Source organism: Legionella longbeachae (assembly GCF_004283175.1).
In the GTDB taxonomy this organism is placed as follows: Bacteria; Pseudomonadota; Gammaproteobacteria; order Legionellales; family Legionellaceae; genus Legionella; species Legionella longbeachae.
In genome coordinates this window covers 16,928-32,603 of record NZ_RXNW01000014.1, presented here as the reverse complement: position 1 = coordinate 32,603, position 15,676 = coordinate 16,928, and the positions used below count along the sequence as shown (strand labels likewise).

Genomic DNA, 15,676 nt, shown 5'->3' with positions numbered 1-15,676 from the left:
ATAATTTAATGATTCATCAAAATCACTTTTTAGCATACTATCACGCATAAATCGCACCGACCTATCTTAGTAGACCATCCATTCTTTTTCTCAACTAAATAGATGTTTTTAATCCGAACCGCGGCATCCAAAAAATAAATTCTATATGTTTTTTTACGATTTAACTTTTCCTTAACCATCCGGCATTATAATTTAAATACATAATGATCTACTTTAATTCAATATGAGGGCTAATCGCCAGCATTATTTGAGGAGAATAAAATGCCCGAGTTTGTGCAAGGGGTGGAATTAACACAAGATGGCATGCGTGCTATTTTTGAACGCATGGGACAAGATGTTACCAGTGGTATTATTTACAATGGAAATCCTGACATACGGATAGATGTACTAAATCAACAAGGATTCATGCCTATATTAACTGGAGTGAGTCCAACACAAGAATCTGGCCACTGGATCATGTTAATTAAAGGCCAAGATAATCAATACTTCCTCTTTGATCCACTAGGAGAAGGTTCTGGAAAAAGTTATCAAAATATCCTCGCCAGAAAACTCCCTCCAGGCGCAGCAATATCTGTAATTCCAAATGAAGCTGGCTTAAACAGAGGTTTATGTGGTTATTGGGTTGCTTCTGCAGGAGTAAGAGCACACAGAACATTAACAGGAGACAATCCTCCAACTCTAGAAAATATAGGTCAAGCCATCACACAAGAAATGCGGCATGAACTCGCCGGGAATGGCTATGGAGAAATTACCGGTTGGCTACGGGCGGTTACTCATGAGTTTCCAGTAGGGGACATACAAAATGATGCAACTGCTTTAAGACTCGCTACAGAAAAAGATTTGAACATACACATACCCGCACCTATTGTAGTGGGCACTACCGCCCCTAAAGAAATCCTAACTAATCCTACGGCATCACTAACACTACCTAAATCATCCCTAGACAGCGTTTTATTGGAGAATGATGAGGATGTCCGTGGTGTTGTAGATTATGTTCACAGAGAATATTTAAGACACCCCTACCCTGGACCATTAAAAAATCCAAGCGATCCTACTGAGGGCCGAATTCCTCCAAACGAAGGCCCTGATCGAGGAACTCATGGCCTAGCTCATACGGTGCGTACCATGGCTTGTGTTGAAGTAATGATCGAAGAGGCACGTAAAGCACAATTCAGGGGAGAAAAACTAGGAACAGCAAAAAATGGCCAATCTCTAGCTGAAGTTACCCCTGAAGAGCTGAAAAAGATACTCATTGCACAAGCATTTTTTGTAGTAGGAAGAGATGATGAACGCTCAGGATTTAATGAAGATCGTACAAGAAATTTCTATGAAGAATATCATGAAAAGAGTGAGGCGGCTTTCAGAAAGTATGTTGAAGATAATAAGCTTATAGGCAAAATATTCCAAAATCCAAAAGAAGTAGATTTCTATGCTGCGATTATACGGGACAAGCCCCATAATTGGGATGGCACCCCAGCGCATATCTTAATCCATCAAGGTCATATGGTGGACTTAATGAGAGTCAAAGCGCCTCAAGAAGTAGTATTGGAGTCTGTGTACGGGACACTGAAAAACGTCGTTGGTGCACGAGGAGCTGAAGCTGTTCTCAAAACCCATCGAGAGTTTTTCCTAGCCACTGGTGCCGTGCTTCCCCAATCTAACCCCGAAGCAATAAATGATCCCAGCAGAGGAGGAACTTATGAAAATCCTTACAATGGTGCAAAATACGTTATAAAAGAAGGTGAAGTGCCTAATTTTAAGAAAGATATGCAACGTGTAGATCGTGAATATCAATTAAAAGACAACGAAAGGTTCGTAACCATCAAAGAATATTATGCCATTCCTGAAGTACAACACGCCTTTCCCGGTTTTAAGACCTTTTTAGAACCATCGCCCTACATGATGCCAACAAATGTTGCAAGAAGATGCGAACAGCAACCGCTTTCTTGTCTGGGTTTCATTCAAGAAACCCGTTCAAGAATCAAAATGCAGGCAATACAGGAGCCTTTTCAATCTGCTTCAAATAAAGAAAGGAGATCAGCGAATTTAGATGATGTTGCCGCTGCATGTATTATTCAACAAATTATGGCAAACCCTAATCTAATTCAGGATGATCATGTTCTTTTAAATGGCCAACGTCTCGAAGAACCATTCTTTCGTGACTTGTTAGCCAAATGCGACATGGCTATTGTCGGATCTCTGTTAAATGATACAGATATGAATAATATTGACCGTTTAATGGAGCATGAAAAAAATACTGACTTTCACTCAACTGATCCCAAAGCACCTCTAGTCAAACTTGGAGACACATGGGAAAAAACAATTAGGCACCACAGTAGTGATCCAAACCAGATCAAGCATGATTTAGTTTATCTCATGCAAAATGATGCTTGGTACTACAGCCGTGTTAATGCGATTGCCCAAAATAGGGACAAAGGGTCAACATTTAAAGAAGTATTGATTACTTCATTAATGACTCCGCTGACAAGAAAAGCACTAGTAGATACGCATGGCAAAGCCTCTTCTCCAAAAACATTGTATCGAGGGTTAGGTTTTCCAGAAGACTTTAAAAATAAGCTTATCAGTCAAGCCAATACCATAATCGCAAATACAATAATGGATCTTTTTACAGATCGCTCGCCAGAAATCTTTATGCAAATTAAATTAAATGATTACAGTAAAATTTCGTCCAAAACAAATGCAAGTAATTCTACTAATATTGAAGTTCCAAGAATGTTTGGCGCTAATACCATTTTTGAAATACAAGATCCCGATGGACTACTGCAATCAAAACAAGTAGGAAGACACCAAGAAGGATCCGAAGATGAATTTTCATTTTATCTCCCCGAAGATGTGGCATTAATTCCCATGAAGGTAACCGCAGATGGCCAAGCAAGCGTGATGGTAGATGATAAAATTGTTCACCAGGATAGACACATCATTACCTTTGTCGCCATAAAAAGCCCCGATTTTTTGCCACGCAATGAACCTGGCTTTGCGGTTGAACCTCTTCTCAGGATGTATGCTACAGAGTTAACAGCCGTCAAAAATGAAGTTGAACTCGTTAGTAATGAACCTGATATATCCAATATATTTCATTTCCAGGAGCAAGTGGGAATAGTACAACATTCACACCTATCTGAAAAATATAAAAATTTTATGCTACAGAATATTGCCCCAGCATTGGAACAATGCCTGCATGCACTCTTGGAAGGTAAAGATGACGATCTAAATAATGCTTTAAAAGCAATCCCCGAAGAAAAACAATGGAGTGAATTTAACTTTGAAGAAGGAAGACAAGCAAAAATCCAGATGGATGCCATCAAAAAATCAGTGCTTGAAAAACAAACGCTCCTCTCTTTAATACAATGCGAAAATGCTTTAGCAAAAAAAAATATCGCCGGTACATTACTAGCACTTAACAGCATTCCCTCTGACAAGGAAATCAGTAGTGTCACATCAATTAACAAAGAGTTACGTGAACGAATCCATAACGTAAAGCAAGCATTAACTGGAAATCTAGAACTACTTCAACGAGCAGTAGTGACTCCAATAATTACAAATCCTGAAAAAGTGAGAGAGCGCTATGACTCATTGATAAATAGTGTAACTCAAAAGATTACTGCTCTTGAAAACGCAAAACATCCTGATGCAAACAGCATTAAGCATGCCATCACCAACATTGATAATCTTCAGGAAGAAATAAAATTACTGCGTAATGAAAAAGCAAGAATGCATGAAGGAACAGACAAAATCGATTTTGCAGACATTGAAAAACTAGAGGACCAGCTCGAACTGTTAACTAACACGTTACATAATGCCTACAGAGCAGAAATAATCAAACAAATTGCAGTACTTGAAACAGAACGCTCTAAAAAGCTGCCTGATATCTCAAAAATGATTTCAGGTTTACACGATCAACTCGCTGAAGTAGATCGGTTACACCAGACAAAATTAAAAAAACATGGCGCCTCAAAAGACCCACTGGATATATCAGATATTGAAGCATTAAAAGATCGATTACAGACTTTAAATCAATATTTAGTACACGCAATGTTAAATAAAACTCGAGTTTTAATAGCACAAATGAAAGTACAAAACTTTCATAAACAAGAAAATGAAATACAACAAAACTTGCAACAAATAGATGAGCTCGCCAAAACATTGGATAACTCTTCAGCAGCACAAAAACAAAAAGAACAGATTCTTCAAGTAACACAAAAACTAATAGAGAAACAGGAAGCCTATCCTTCGATGCTGCAATTACAATTTAGAAGCGAAGCATTAATTATACAATTACGTGAACTATGTGGAGCCCATTTTGATAAGTTAAATAAAGAAATAAGTACAAAAACTCAGGAAATCACCGCCAATCGCTGGATGATCCAGGGATTAACCGATTATTTTGGCTACACTCAGGATCAGCGCGCTCCAATTGCTAAAAAAAGAGAGGAATTAAATCAATTTAAAAATGAGTTAAATAATGATGTGCCTGATGTAAAACAGCTTATCAGTAAATTAGTTGAGAAAAGCCCATCTGAGTTGGAAGAGTTAATAGGATTACCTAAAGAAGATGCAGAAAAATTACATGCTCTGTTAACAAATTTATCTGAGAAAAACACATCTATGGAACAAATCGAACGTTGTTTGCAAAAGATTGATGAAGCTTTAATTAATTTCAGCAAACTGACTTCAGCTTCTGAATCCGCTAAATTTATTCCAGAAGAGCAAAATAATACCTTCAGAATTTGAGGTAATTTCAATCATCGTGCAATATCTTATAAAAATAAGGTCAGTGTAGCATTCCTGCAGTTTATCCGCAGGAATACTGCGCTTGATTGTGTTGTTACTTTAGGGGATTCACATATCTGCAAAAAATTATTACTTTTTACTGTTTACTTTCGCCTCTATGGGAGAGGCCAAGGGTTCAAATATAAAAATTGTCAACACAATCTTAATGGCCTCTTTTGTACCATAGATTCATCCTTGGAAGATGCAGGTTCTTCTGTCACTGATTTTTTATGCGCTAAATAATTTCGCCAAAAGCTTTGTATGGTTTGTACCGCGAAATGCTTTTCGACTTTTTCAAAGCGCTTATCAATATCTGTTTGTGATGAAGAAGGATATTTAAGTTTAATTTCATCATAATATGAAAGTGCGAGCCTCTTTTGGAAATGGCATCCAGGTCTAGCCATATCCAGTAATTTTGCTGCAGCTTGATAGCTATCTTCAGCACTACAACCACTCGCAATTAATTTCTCAGTTTGTTCTATCTGCTTGAAAAATTCATTATCAAGCTGCATCGTTCCTTCAATAAGCGTTACAGTAGCATACAAGAGTTTTTCTAATTCTCTTAAAGGAAGTTCTTGATTGTATCCACCTAAATCTTGATTCACCCCATCAACTGATAGTCCGATACCAGGAATTATTTCACCATTTATTTCATAACCTGCTTCACCAGGGTAAAGTACATACTGTTGCATTCTCATCTCTGACTCACCCAAATCCGCATAATCTGGAGTCATCCAAAATTGAGTTTGTTGTAAATGATTGTCTATTTTTGCACGCTGATTCAATAATGCACGTGCCCTGGAATGAGGAATCCCTGTCATTAAAGTAACCGCCTCAGCACAACTATCAAACATCAATTCCGTTAATTGCCGCCACATATATTGTTTCGTGTACAGATCTTCGATTTTTCGGGTCACCTTATCTCCATAAGCGCCAAGTACTAACTGTATCACTAATAAATACTCAGCAATGGTGTTAAGGTATAAGTAATTACCAAAGAGCTTTCGCTTGCCCGTATAAAGGGAGCTTGCCGTACCATTAGACGAATCAAAAAAAGTTTGATGATATCCACCAGTCAATAACTCTGAAAAGTATTTCCTGGTAAACTCGGAACTGGTGAGTAAACTCGTTATGGGAAGGCTATCACCAAGATCAGCAATTCCACTCGCGCGCAGATTGACAAACTCCACTGCTTTTTGCCATTTATCAAGTCGACCTAGTTGCGATTGAAATACGCTTAGGAGCTGCACTAATGCCTGATATCTTCCTTTATCCAGGCGCCCTTCCTCCTCAGAATGAGTATGAAATATATCTGCTAATTGAGAAAATACAATCCCCTCCCTAAGCAGTACAAAAAGATCATTAACATTTCTCTTTACTGATGCGGTAAAGTCTCTAAAAGATTGATGCTCATCATGTAAGTAAGTAAAATATGTGGCCGGTGCTTTATAGACATAAACCTCAAGATCTGCGGTTTCACCGATGAGATCCAAGAACTGTTTATAATAAGGTGATTCGATACATTTCTCTAAAATCTCTGTTCTTTTAACAGAATATTGTCCAAGTGGCGTTGGTAGCTGGCTTTGTAAATCAAGTCGGTTCTGGTGTTTTTGTAAGTAATCCGCCATTTGAAATTCTTCGGTGAGGTTATTTTTAGGCTCACCCTTTTTTTGTACTTTTACTGCAATCAACTCTCCTGACTCATCACTAAAAAGCAACGTTCTACCTTGGATCCGTAATAAATTATTTTGATGCATCGTATAACGAAAATCAGTGTCAACAATCCCTTTACCATTTTCATAGTAATGTTTGGGTGCAAAAGTTACTTGCTTAGGTTGAGTTCGCATCAGTAGATTATCAGTAATAGTCGCATGATAATAGTGTGTTTTTTTGCTGATATTATACATGGGATTTATATTGGAATCTTTTTCATAACCATGTGCAACCCATGACATATAAATCGGATTAGGGAAGAGAAAAGCAGGCGAATCTTTGAATTGTTGGATAAAAGCATTTTGATTGCGCGTTAATGTTCCCTTATTATTATCAATAATAAATGAAACCAAAAAGTTGGTATTCGACGATTGATTTTTTAACCACTGTACAATGGGAAATTCGCTGTCTCGAGTATAATCATTAACAATAGACCAGATACTTAATTCTTTACTCTTAAGATAATTACCAAAAGACTTCTCTAAAACAAGTAATTGACTTTTTTCTGTTGGACCTTGTGCAACGGCAGCTAAAGATTTAATTAAAAGGTAATGTCCAGCAAGTACTTGGGGAGGAATTTCTCTTAATTTGTTTTCCTTAATACATTTATTCAGGGATAGTAGATATATTTGGATTAATTCATTCCTTGTTGTTTCAAAAGGTATTTCTTTGAGAGGAATTGAGCGCCCACTTATAAACTTGGTTGCGGGCAGTAAAAACTTATCATGAGTATCGATTTCCCCCAAACTCGCAAATCGAAATTTTCTTACAGTATTATCCGGTGATTTGAATAGGTTCTTGTGGGGTTTTGGGGGTACGGGCTTCTCCAATATCTCCCTGCGCAGGTACTGCTCTTGTTTTGTAGTTTTTTCAGTTTCAACTATTACTTGTTCTTGTTTTACAGGAACGGGTTGCTCCTGCTTTTCAAAACCATCTATAAAGTCAACTTTTTCATTCTTCGCAACGCGTGACTCTTCAACCTGTAGGACAGGAACTTGAAAATAATCACTGAATAATTTTTTAAAAAACTCAAACATAACACATCCTTAATGATCTAGAAGATAAAGAAGTCCTCCGCTTCAGCCCCTCTAAAGAGTATTGGTATATTCAGAAACAACTTGCTTCTCAATATCTGTTTTGGGATTTGGAGCAGACCAAAACAATTGTTTCAAAAATCGTGCCAAACAACCATCATTATCTTTAGATGACTCTTCTCTTGTTATCGTAATTTCCTGCTCTTTTTCAACTCGAGTTTGCTGTTGCTGCGGAAAATTAATAACAACTTCATCTTTCATCTCTTTTACATCAACAGGCTCTTGGGCTTTATCATCCTTTATTGCTTTCTGGTGATACCAACTGGGCGTATCCACAGTTTTTAAAGCCTCGTAACAACCTTCTACTGAAAAGCCAGCCTGTGCCGTTTTCTTGGCATCAGCCTCCTGACCATCTACTTGAAGAAAACCAACTAGCATTTGCGCTCTTTCAACCCGACCTTTCTCAATACCCAGATGAGGCCATTCTGTAGAGTCGATATAAGGAACTCCTTCTCCTGTTGCAGCAAACAGGCCCCTGGCAAAGTGAAGAATATCCAAACCATCGTCGTGTCCAAACAAATCAATCAATGTGGGCACAATTCCTCTACTACCTTGTGAGTGGCCTATAAATACCTCTACAGGACTTTTGCAGCGCATTAAATCGATCATATGAGAAAGGTGGATAAGATAGCCCTCAGCCGTGGAGTCAAAATAATCTCCCTCTCGATCTTCAATGCAACGGGCATACAATTCAATTTCCTTCTCGGAGAATAAATGAGTCAGATGTTGACGAGCATATGATTCAAAATGTTTCGCGCCATAAAGATGATAACGATGATAAGCATCTCCATATGAGGCTTCACTTGCACGACCTGCTACAAAAAACAATTGCGCAATATTGAGCTTCTTAAGATCTAAAGGAGTGAGATCCGCTATACTACGCCCATCACGGCATATATGTGGCCCTGACTGTCTTTGTGTAGATTCATACATTAACTGACTGTACATCAGTGTACGCATCGTATGAGCAAGACCATGAATGGGGCGATGGAGTGTCTTGCCCTCTACTTGAATGGAGCGCTGTAAATTGTGTCCGTCTCCAAGTGCGTTAGTTGCTGTGGGATTCTTATAGTTGAATTCCCATTCTGGACCTACTTCTGTGTAAGGTTGTGATAAAAGGTTTTCATAAACGTATTCAGCTACTTTTAATACTTCGGGGTCAAGAGTTACAGGCACGATGGGCATCCTTATATTTAAGCATAACTTCAATATATTACAATAAGCTCAATTATTATTCAATATGAAAATACATTTATTATTTTTTAAAAAAAATAATTTATGTGAGTAAAATGACCTCATAAAATGGCAATTTATAAAGAACTTACCCTTAAAATAAACTCAATGCAATTGTTTTAATTTAAATGTCCAATTTTTATCGCACACTTCTTAATGTTTCTTTAATAATTGAAGTCTATAATTTGTACACAGAGGAAGTATTTATGACTTCGAGTATAAATATTTTGAAACTTGAATATAGAGAATGAGAGTCACTAAAATGCCTAAAGACTTAACTTTTAATGAACCAGACAGTTGTGATTATTTGTATATCGATGATAAAAATAAAGTACATATATTACTGCCAGCAGTGGCAGGAGGAGAAATCGCGACAGATAATACATGTAAGACAGTTTATGAACTAAAAGCTTTTTTCTTTGGACGCCCGAAAGTAAAAAACCAGCCAGCGATGCCGTCTGCTTCAGAACAATTGAAAAAGTATAAAGAAGCACTCGAACAAGACATAAGTGCTATAAAAGCTCAAAGAGAGATTTCTTCGTTAGCGTACCAAGATCTTCTTAAGGATAAAAGTGAACGTCTTGAACAAATTAATCAATACATTCAAATAATTGATAAACTAGCCAGTGAGGAAGAAATCAAAAGTATTGCATGGGAAAACTTCCCTGAAGTTCCGAAACCTTTGGCGGAAATCATTAAGGAATCGCAAAATGCTTTTGCAATCCGACTTGCCCCTAAATATGTAGATAATTTTCTGCGGTTTGATAACCCACTATTTAGTCTAAAAAGACATAGCTCTCACTACTCTCGAATTAGAGAAGGATTAGGTGTACGACTGCAAGCGGCCTTTGAGAAAAAATTTGAAACAGGCGAATTAATCCACAAGAAAAACCCACAAGAAGAGTATGTCGAAAAAATGCTCAAAATAGTAGGGGAAGATACTAAAATCTGGGTTAATAAGGCAAAGGTTAATAAAGATGATGCGGATGAGGTTGATGAAGAGGCCATAAAAGAAAATATTAACCAATTAATAAGAAAATTAGCAAAAGAAACAGTTAAAGTTGATCCATCAATGTCACTAGAAATGTCGAGGGATAAGGAGCCAATGCGCTTTGACGGCTCTTATATAATGGACATTGTATGCTTTGGCAGTGAAGAGTCAACGCTAAAAGAGTGGATCAATGCCGTGTTGGCTTCTGGAGTCGATGATCTTTTTTGGAAAAAACTAACAAGCAGTGTTTTTTATGACGTAGAAAAAATCACTGGAGATGAATCACAGCAAAAGGAAGCAAAAGAAGAACAAATAATAGCAACCATGATTAAAGTTGAATTTTTATTAGGTTTAACAAACTTTTACTGCAAAACAAATAACCTATCTGATATTAATTTTGGTACTGTAGTAGACTCTGAACCGCATGCTACTGACATAGCCAATCTGGTCATGGAGGCATTAGGTAAAGGAGATGATATAGAACCTGCTATTTTGAATTACATCAATGCTCATCAATCTGATTTTGGCTTAAGTAATCCACTATCTGAAATACAACAACTAGAAATAACGGAACGATTTAATAATCAGTACAAGCTTATTAATGGTTCGGACCATTATGATGAGTTCTTTTTGATGGATCCCAATAGAAAAGGAAATATTTATTCATTTAATAATAGAATTAGTTGCCACCTTTTAGATTTCTTAGCAAAGTATGATAGAGAACTTGTACCTAAAGAATTGGAGACTCATGCAAATGCACTGCAAGAAGGAGTTTCAATCTCTCGTTTGCATCATAAAAACGATCTTGTCCGTCAAGGACATGATAAAGTAAAGGCCTTTAGATTAGACGCAATGAAATTGCTTAAGAGCAAGCCTGAAGAATTGGTAGATTTTCTAGTTGCCAAAACACCCTCCGGTGTTCCTAACTATTCAATGCTTTCTTTAGAAATGCAAAATCAAATTGCATTTAGCGATAAATGGTCAATAATTGAACGCAAAATGGATGGCTTACAAAATATGGCAAGTGCAAAAAAGGATTTATGCAATTTACTTTCTCCAGCAAACGTGAATAGAGAAAATGCTGCTGTTATTTCCTGGGAAACACACTCGAAAAAACCACTTGTAGAAATTGAATTAGATAAAATTGCCCAAGGATTACAGGAGACTGTCGATAAGTACACTACTAAAAGAGGCTCAATGTTTTGGAAGGGATCAAAAAATAAAGCCCGCCATCAGCAGTGTGAGGACTTAAAAAATATTGCTCGAGAGATTAATGGTCTTCTTGAAAAATCAGATCTCTCTAAAGAAGAAATGCTTAAAGAATTGATGAAATCAGCAAAAACACTCGATCGCATTGATAGAGAAATATCTGGCGAATGGAATCTTTTTAAAAGCAGCCTACAACAGGAAGTTCATGCTTTCCGTAAACAGCTTCAGGCTCTGTGTCAGTCCGATCTTATATTTAAGTCCGATGTACATGAAGAAATTCAAAATGAAATGCGTAAGCAACTTGCTAAAATCAATAACCAAGAAGTAAGAGAAATAGTAACTCATTTACCTACTTATTGTCATAGTGATACAGCGCTTAACTTTTTCAATGAATTGTCTTTACATGAGGTGCTTAAAGTAGCTGATTATATCAATTTAACTTACCTCGATTTCAGTACTGTGAATAAAGATACTCTTTTATCACAAGACATTCCTAATCGCTTTAAAGAGAAAAATCAGGCACTTCTTGATCAATTAAAAATAAGTGAGCACATTACAGAGGAGTTTGCTGAAGAACTCAGTGGCTTAACGAGTAAAATTCGTCCGCAACTATTTACCGAAAATAATATCAAGGCATGGTCGACTGATCTTGAAGCAATCGAACCATCGAAACACAGTTTTCTACTTCTTGAAGTGAGTAATGTTATGGCTCTAATTAATAGCGGTGATCAAAACGCAATTAAAAGACTCGTAACTCAACTTGAAGAATTTTCTACTCGATTAGAAAAAACTAAAGATAGAGAAAGCTTACCTCAGAACGTACAATCCAAACTCACAGAGTTTGAAAGTACTTTAAAAGAAAGCATACGTAATGCAAAGACATCTCAAGTTGTAATAACACCAACAATAACTTCAACGCAACAAGAAACAGGACGTACTTTTAATTCACGTACTTAACTTTATTTCTTTAAAATCTGAATGAAGCAAAATTGTAATCCGGAACTCGGGTTACAATTTTGTTTTATCCAATAAAATGATGTTATTCGGTAACCGTAACTTTATTTAAGAACTAAACTTCCTAACAACCACATCAAGCTCTGATAATAATTGTTGTTTGCGCTGCTTTGTACAAAAACTCGCATCAATGCTGTTCTTAGCCAATTGAAATAATTCTCGATCCGTTAATTGTAAACTCTCAGCAACAGCATAATAATTCTCTTCAATATAACCCGAAAAATAAGCAGGATCATCCGAGTTTATTGTCACAGCCAACCCCATATCTAACATTTTTTTAAGGGGATGTTTTCGCATGTCATCAAAAACACAAAGTTTGAGGTTAGATAATGGACAAACCGTTAATGGTATTTGATGTTTTTGTAATCGAGCTATTAGATCCTTATCCTCTAAACAACGTACTCCGTGATCGATACGAGATACTTTGAGAAGATCCAGCGCCTCAGTGATATACGCTGCAGGCCCTTCTTCACCTGCGTGAGCAACAGTTAATAAGCCCTGCTCTCTTGCTTTAGTAAATACTGATATAAAGTCACGGGGGGGATGATTTCGTTCAGCAGAATCCAAACCAACTGCAATAAAATGCTCTTTATAGTTCAATGCCTTTTCTAATGTTTGTAATGCATCATCTACAGGCAAATCCCTTAAAAAACATAAGATCATTTCTGAACTGATATCCAATTGCCTTTCTGCATCTTCGAGTGCCTGAGCAATACCATGAATCACCACGCCCATGTCAACCCCACGAGATGTATGGCTTTGTGGATCAAAAAATAACTCTGTATGGCGTACATTTTGTTGGTGTATTTTTTTCATGTAGGCCCAGGTTAAATCATAAAAATCCTCTTCGGTATGTAAAACATGAGTACCTGCATAATACAGATTCAAAAATGATTGCAAGTCAGTAAATTGATATGCTTTCTGCAACTCCTCAGGATTTTTATAAGGAATCGCAATTTTATTACGCTCTGCTAATTGAAACATTAACTCCGGCTCAAGTGTACCTTCTATATGAATATGAAGCTCAATTTTTGGTAACGCTTTTATTAGATCGCTCATCCAAACGTCCTTTAAAATTTCATATTTATCTAATGTAAATCATAATGATTTATTATATGTCATATAATAATGAAATTACGAATTTTGCAGTGCTTATAGATAAAATATTTTTATATGTCTTCTTGGTTATCATATATAAAGTTATTCAAAAGCAGTGCCTCATGCACTATATGAATGACGCTTTACTACTAAAATAGCTGATTAAAATCAAGGTAAAATTTTATTTTTAGATACATGTTAAGGAATTAATTTTAAAATTAATTCCTTAACTCCAGTAAAAATATTTATCGTTGGTGCTGAAAAAATAGGTGCTCATCACCATAAGTTGAAGCGAATAACTGGCTTTCAAGCATTAATGTCCCTACATGGTATTCTGTTCCCTGGTATTCTCCAAATACTTCATAAATTGGTCCCATAGGCACTTGTAAAAGAGAAGTCCTGAAATCCTCGCGTGAATTTTCAGGAATCAGATCCTTGACCATGCTGGTAGGTCTGAAATAAATGCGTTCAGGGAAGACTGGAATACTATTTATTCGCCCCTCACTTGTCCAGGCAGCCAGATGCCATAAAGGAAGATTATTCGCAGGATCACGAGTCCATTCAAATATTTTCTCAATAGCCGACAATGTCCAACTTGTTGGATGTGGGATGTGATTCGAAAACTCCTTGGCAAAATAATTCCAGTTCTCTTTTTGTCCTTCAAGCAAATTCATCACATGTAAATTGAGCGAAGGATGATTCGAAACCAAGATTTTAATCGCCATGCCAGGAATGTAGTTATCATCAGAAGGAGGAGTAGCCAGAGAAAGACGTGCAACACCAATTCCCCCAGTTTGATAAATTCCAGTGAATGGGTGCCCCGTTGCGGGAACAAAAGCAATTTTTCCGACTGAACCATTGGCATGAATGATCTTTATTCGTCCCTCAGGCAACTCATCGCTCGTATAATCAAAAGTAGGCTTTAAATTAAATAGGCCTTTAAGTTTTGCAAGTACTTCACCGAAACTAGTCCCTGTAAATTGCGGTAATGGATCTTCTTCATGACTTTTGACAATTTCATCCCATAATAATTCTCTTTTCTCTTCAGAAGATAAGTCCTGATAATTACATGGTAACTGAGCATACATACCAAAACTCATAAGACAGAGAAACCCGCCTAAAATTACAGCCCAACAGCGTTGCATTAAAACTCTCCTTGTCATTAAAGATATTTTTGAAAGGGTATACGAAATAAATATGCATTTCCAGGGTTTGTGGACAATTCATCCCGCGTCCTGTTTCCCGAGCTTAAACAGTGTAAGTTTATTCGGATTCCTGCAAGGCCCGATAAAGTGCATCAGGCGCTATACTTGGCAGTAGATCAATCCACAGACTGTACTATTTTTTGAGGTCTTGTAAATCCCATAAAGTCAATATAAAGATGATCCTGCGCTAAATCATAAAATAGTAATCGTCCTTTTTAATCAGATTTATGCATTCGACGATTTCATATTCATAAAGTGATCATAAATAGCACGGCTCGCCAATGCTATTGCCCGACTTCGTGGATAATCACTGGCTGATTGAGATTTAACATAAACTGCAAGCGCGATATGTCCTTTATTATTGGGTAATGTAATAATCCCAACATCACTCACAAATCGATAAAGATTCTTAGAGCCTGGATACCTTAAATAATCTTGTTCATAAATAGACCAAGTTCCTGTTTTATGTGCAACTTTCACATGAGCAGGCAGTAATCCTTTAATTCTACTTCTTCCGGTTCGACATTTTTCCATGATATCAATAAGTAACTTAGTATTTGATTCTGAAAGAGCTTGCTTTTTGTATAGTTTTACAAGCAATTTTGCCATGTCCTCAGACGTAGTCGTATCACGTGTATCATTTTGGAAACGCTGCCAAGCCAATTTTTTTTCTTCCAGGGGAACATGATCAAATAATTTTTGCCATGAAAATACAGGTTGTGGTTTTTTCAAATAGGAATGATTCACATGATTAGTGTCCAAAAACATTTCCAGGATAGAGCGATTTACAAAAATATTTTTAAAGCCTAATGCGCTCATACGACTTGCAACATATTTAGGTCCATTAGTTACTTTCAATATAGTATCACTTGCACTGTTATCACTGTTTCTCATCATGTGAATGAGTACTTGTTTCAATGACATGTTCAGTTTTTTCTTTTCAAATATATGATGCAAAGATCCAGAACCCGGTACAGAATTTTTTGTATCCATTTTAATAACACGATCCAAAGACTCTTTATTTTCATCAACCCGGTGCAAAAAAGCTAATGCGATAGGTAACTTAACAGTACTAGCCATAAAGAAGCGTTGATTACTGTTGTGAGAGATTATTTTATTTTTCTCAATGTGAATCGCAGTGATTCCCATTACCGTACGTGAGTTTTTTTCAATAGCACTAATTCTTCTTGAAAGCTCAATATCATTATTATGAGCTGCAAAACAATCAAACGAAAAGATTAAACCTAAGAAAATCCACTGCAATCTACTTTTTATCTTCGAAGCATCTACAAATTGCGTTAAAAATTTTATCTTCATAAAATATTAAT

The 15,676-nt window shown here is 36.6% G+C and carries 7 protein-coding genes; 2 read left to right on the top strand and 5 right to left on the bottom strand.

The features are described from left to right. Positions 1-261 precede the first annotated feature (261 nt). Positions 262-4,752, top strand: coding sequence for a SidE phosphodiesterase domain-containing protein (locus EKG34_RS14020; protein ID WP_003634611.1), 4,491 nt, complete (start codon positions 262-264; stop codon positions 4,750-4,752). Positions 4,753-4,943: 191 nt separating this feature from the next. Here EKG34_RS14020 and EKG34_RS14015 read toward each other — a convergent pair whose 3' ends face one another. Then, a complete protein-coding gene (locus EKG34_RS14015; protein ID WP_003634608.1) occupies positions 4,944-7,541 on the bottom strand; it encodes a SidJ family T4SS effector polyglutamylation protein in 2,598 nt (865 codons plus the stop codon). A gap of 51 nt (positions 7,542-7,592) precedes the next feature. Then, positions 7,593-8,783, bottom strand: coding sequence for a SidE phosphodiesterase domain-containing protein (locus EKG34_RS14010; protein ID WP_012979479.1), 1,191 nt, complete (start codon positions 8,781-8,783; stop codon positions 7,593-7,595). A gap of 310 nt (positions 8,784-9,093) precedes the next feature. Here EKG34_RS14010 and EKG34_RS14005 point away from each other — a divergent pair, with 310 nt between their 5' ends. Next, positions 9,094-11,988 (top strand): hypothetical protein, encoded by a 2,895-nt coding sequence (locus tag EKG34_RS14005; protein ID WP_003634602.1) that lies wholly within the window; start codon positions 9,094-9,096, stop codon positions 11,986-11,988. Positions 11,989-12,093: 105 nt separating this feature from the next. On the opposite strand, the gene EKG34_RS14000 is transcribed toward EKG34_RS14005, so the two are convergent. The 3 genes from EKG34_RS14000 to bla form a co-directional block, all read right to left on the bottom strand. Beyond that, positions 12,094-13,104: an adenosine deaminase gene (locus tag EKG34_RS14000; protein WP_003634600.1), complete on the bottom strand. Its 1,011-nt coding sequence runs from the start codon at positions 13,102-13,104 to the stop codon at positions 12,094-12,096. Between the two features lie 284 nt (positions 13,105-13,388). After that, positions 13,389-14,288, bottom strand: a complete 900-nt coding sequence (locus EKG34_RS13995) for a hypothetical protein (RefSeq protein ID WP_003634598.1) — start codon at positions 14,286-14,288, stop codon at positions 13,389-13,391. 285 nt (positions 14,289-14,573) lie between these two features. Continuing rightward, positions 14,574-15,665, bottom strand: coding sequence for a class A beta-lactamase (gene bla / locus EKG34_RS13990; RefSeq protein WP_003634596.1), 1,092 nt, complete (start codon positions 15,663-15,665; stop codon positions 14,574-14,576). Between the last annotated feature and the right edge of the window lie 11 nt (positions 15,666-15,676).

Coding starts and splice junctions, on each gene's coding strand:
- EKG34_RS14010 (WP_012979479.1), bottom strand. CDS start 8,783: ATGCCCATCGTGCCTGTAACTCTTGACCCCGAAGTATTAAAAGTAGCT.
- EKG34_RS13995 (WP_003634598.1), bottom strand. CDS start 14,288: ATGCAACGCTGTTGGGCTGTAATTTTAGGCGGGTTTCTCTGTCTTATG.
- EKG34_RS14005 (WP_003634602.1), top strand. CDS start 9,094: ATGCCTAAAGACTTAACTTTTAATGAACCAGACAGTTGTGATTATTTG.
- bla (WP_003634596.1), bottom strand. CDS start 15,665: ATGAAGATAAAATTTTTAACGCAATTTGTAGATGCTTCGAAGATAAAA.
- EKG34_RS14000 (WP_003634600.1), bottom strand. CDS start 13,104: ATGAGCGATCTAATAAAAGCGTTACCAAAAATTGAGCTTCATATTCAT.
- EKG34_RS14015 (WP_003634608.1), bottom strand. CDS start 7,541: ATGTTTGAGTTTTTTAAAAAATTATTCAGTGATTATTTTCAAGTTCCT.
- EKG34_RS14020 (WP_003634611.1), top strand. CDS start 262: ATGCCCGAGTTTGTGCAAGGGGTGGAATTAACACAAGATGGCATGCGT.